This is a genomic window from Pseudomonas alkylphenolica, from assembly GCF_016009175.1.
Taxonomy (GTDB): Bacteria; Pseudomonadota; Gammaproteobacteria; order Pseudomonadales; family Pseudomonadaceae; genus Aquipseudomonas; species Aquipseudomonas alkylphenolica_B.
In genome coordinates, this window is the sequence record NZ_JADUCM010000066.1 from 1 (window position 1) to 3,543 (window position 3,543).

Genomic DNA, 3,543 nt, shown 5'->3' on the forward strand with positions numbered 1-3,543 from the left:
GACATCTCAAGCTGACGAGCGGCTTCGGTCCTGCCAACCGTCTCAGCCAATGCAACAGCTTGGGCTTTGAACTCATCGGTATAGCTACGGCGGTTAGGTGGGTACATGGCAACCTCCAAGTTAGCGAATTAAGTATCGCTTCTTGGCGTCCGTTGTCACGGGACAGAACCAGGGTTACTTCAGTACCTTTCTTGACCCCGGCGGCCTTGAGCAGCATGCGGGCCTTGTCCGGGTCGTAGGCGGCGTCCTTGATGCTGTGGTCATAGGACCACTGCGTCGGCGGCATGCTGCCGACAGCCAGCTGACCGGCGTGCTGGTACACCGCCTGGACGATGGCGGCCTTGTTGACGGCCATGTCCAGAGCCTGGCGCACCTGAAGCTGGTCGAAGGGTGGGTGCTGAACGTTGTAGGCGATGTAGCCGAGGTTGAAGCCGGGCTTTTCGATGACTTGCAGTGCCGGGTCACGTTTAAGGGCATCGAGGTCGGCAGGGCGCGGATTGACCGTCACCTGGCATTCGTTGCGGCGCAGCTTCTGGACGCGCACCGACGCATCGGTGTTGATCGAAAAGATCAGTTGTTCGAGTTTCACCTGCTGCGGGTCCCAGTAGCGCTGGTTCGCGCGATAGCGGATCTGGGAGTCCTTCTGGTAGCGCTGAAACACGAATGGCCCGGTACCAATCGGTTGGTGGTTGATGTCGCTGGGGCTGCCGGACTGCATCAGTTGCTCGGCGTATTCGGCAGACAGGATCGAGGCGAAACTCATGGCCAGGTTCTGCACGAATGCTGCGTCCACGCTGTTGAGGCGGAAGACCACCGTCATGGGCGCGGTTTTCTCCACCCGGGCAATGTTCTTGTCCAGGCTCATGCTGACAAAGTAGGGAAACTCCGTAGGGTAGGCTTTGCGAAACGGGTGCTTGCGATCCAGCATGCGGTTGAAGGTAAAGAGCACATCGTCGGCATTGAAGTCGCGGCTGGGAGTGAAGGTCTTGTTGCCATGAAACTTCACTCCTTCGCGCAAGTGAAAGGTGTAGGTCAGAGCGTCAGGTGACACCTCCCAGTTTTTTGCCAGTGCGGGTTGAACGGCCGTGGCGCCGCGCTCGAACTCGACCAGGCGATTGTAGATCGGCTCGGCGGCATCGTTGTCGGTGGAGCTGGTGTACTGGGCGGTATCAAAACCGCCTGGGCTGCCTTCGGAGCAGAACACCAGGTTCTTGGCCGGAGCCGGAGAGGCTTGGGTAAGCAGGCTGAGGCCCACTAACGTTGCGATCAATGGCGGATAGCGCATGACGACCCCTTCTATCTTGTTATTTTTTTGGGGGGCCAGAGCACTGCTGCGCAACCTGGCCGGCCATTACGACGTTAGAGGCGTCGAAGGCGCGCAGCTAGGTACGAATTCTCAGTGGTCTGTAGGAGGGGTCTGATAGCTGATGCGATGTTTCTATTTAGGTGCGCGGGCAACTGATTCGGCGGGCCACAGTCCGACAGCCCTGTCGTAGTGCACGACAGGGCTGGGAGCAGTCGCTACTTGGACACGCTGACACCATAGAAGGAGTTCAGGCCGAACGGGCTGATCTTGTAGTCCTGCACGGTGGTGCGCATAGGCTGATACACCGTCGAGTGGGCGATCGGTGTAATCGGTACCTGGGTTTTGAGGTATTGCTGGGCTTGCTTGTACAGCTCGGTACGCTTGGCTTGATCGGCAGTGGCCTTGGCCTGTTTGATCAGCTTGTCGTACGTCGGGTCGCACCACTTGGAGAAGTTGTTGCCATTGATTGCATCGCAGCCGTACAGGGTGCCCAGCCAGTTGTCCGGGTCACCGTTGTCACCGCTCCAGCCGATCAGCATCGCGCCGTTTTCTCCCGCCTTGGAGCGCTTGATGTACTCGCCCCACTCATAGCTGACGATCTTGGCGTTGATGCCGATCTTCTTCCAGTCGGACTGGAGCATTTCGGCCATCAGTTTGGCGTTGGGGTTGTACGGGCGCTGCACCGGCATGGCCCACAGGGTGATCTCGGTGCCTTCCTTGACACCGGCCTTCTTGAGCAGTTGCTTGGCTTTTTCCGGGTCGAAGGGCGCGTCCTTGATGGTCGTGTCGTAGGACCACTGGGTCGGCGGCATGGCATTGACCGCCAGCTGGCCAGCGCCCTGGTACACCGACTTGATGATTTCGGCCTTGTTCACCGCCATGTCCAGGGCCTCGCGGACCTTGAGCTGGGACATGGGGTTGGGCTGGTCGCTGCCCTTGATTTTGTCCATTACGTTGTAGGCGATGTAGCCCAGGTTGAAACCGGCCTGGTCAGGCATTTTCAGGTTCGGGTCGGCCTTGAGCGGCTCGATATCGGCCGGCCGGGGGAAGAGGGTGACCTGGCATTCATTTTTTTTCAGCTTTTGCATGCGCACCGAGGCGTCGGTGGTGATGGCGAAGATCAGGTTGTCGATCTTCACGTCATCGGGCTGCCAGTAGTCCTTGTTGCCCTTGAAACGGATCTGCGCATCTTTCTGGTACTTGCTGAACACGAACGGGCCGGTGCCGATCGGTTTCTGGTTGATGTCTGCGGGCTTGCCGTCTTTAAGCAACTGCGCGGCGTATTCGGCCGACTGGATCGAGGCGAAGCTCATGGCCATGTTCTGGATGAACGCGGCATCTACCTCATTCAGGGTGAACTTGACCGTGTGATCGTCGATCTTCTCCACCTTGGCGATGTTCTTGTCCATGCCCATGTCGGTGAAGTACGGGAACTCGGTCGGGTAGGCCTTGCGGAACGGCATGTCCTTGTCGAGCATTCGGTTGAAGGTGAACAGCACGTCGTCAGCGTTGAATTCACGCGTCGGCTTGAAGTACTCGGTGGTATGGAACTTGACCCCTTCACGCAGGTGGAAGGTGTAGGTCAGGCCATCCGCAGAAATGTCCCAGCTGGTCGCCAGGCCCGGGATGACCGCGGTACCGCCGCGCTCGAACTGGCTGAGGCGGTTGAAGACTGTCTCGGCTGAGGCATCGAAGTCGGTTCCGGTGGTGTACTGGCCCGGGTCGAAACCGGCGGGGCTGCCTTCTGAGCAGAACACCAGGTTAGCCGCCGCGAGGGCTGAAGGAGCGCTGGCGAGCAAGCCTGCGCCGACCAGGAACGGAATGACTGCGTTTTTGAGCATGGTGGCCTCATTGTTGTCATTTTTGATGTGAGGGGGCCTTGTGAGCCTACCTGCAAAAACTTATGCAGGCCTCGTACCCAATGCAACACTCAGTGCAGGATGTGGCTCAAAGCGTGGGACGAACGTACAGGAATGTCGCATTCGTATAATTAAAGACGGGGTTAAACGTTTGCGCCTGTCTGGTGACGCAATTTTCGAAGACGTTTCATGAGGGAGTGGTCACCCCTGGCACCAGGGCGGGGCGCAGGGTTACGAGCCGTAACAGCATTCGCGGGCCCCCCCGCCGGGCCGCCCCGCCCGCGCAGCTGGTTGTCGATACGGCGGGATTCGTGACGCTCGGAGGCGATCACATGCAGGCCACCGGACTCGATCACCTGCTGGTGACGCTTCTGCCAG

Annotated in this window: 2 protein-coding genes and 1 pseudogene; all 3 read right to left on the bottom strand. The window is 59.1% G+C overall.

The window, feature by feature from the left end; all coding sequences use genetic code 11:
* Positions 1-1,285: ABC transporter substrate-binding protein (locus tag I5S59_RS26260; protein WP_197879177.1), on the bottom strand; the 1,285-nt coding region annotated here is incomplete at its 3' end.
* A gap of 236 nt (positions 1,286-1,521) precedes the next feature.
* On the bottom strand, positions 1,522-3,147 hold the full coding sequence (locus I5S59_RS26265; RefSeq protein WP_197879178.1) for an ABC transporter substrate-binding protein: 1,626 nt from the start codon (positions 3,145-3,147) through the stop codon (positions 1,522-1,524).
* Positions 3,148-3,410: 263 nt separating this feature from the next.
* Positions 3,411-3,543: pseudogene (locus I5S59_RS26850) on the bottom strand (hypothetical protein); the annotation flags it as partial.

Excerpts from the sequence above, each read along its gene's own strand:
- I5S59_RS26265 (WP_197879178.1), bottom strand. The coding sequence starts at position 3,147 with ATGCTCAAAAACGCAGTCATTCCGTTCCTGGTCGGCGCAGGCTTGCTC.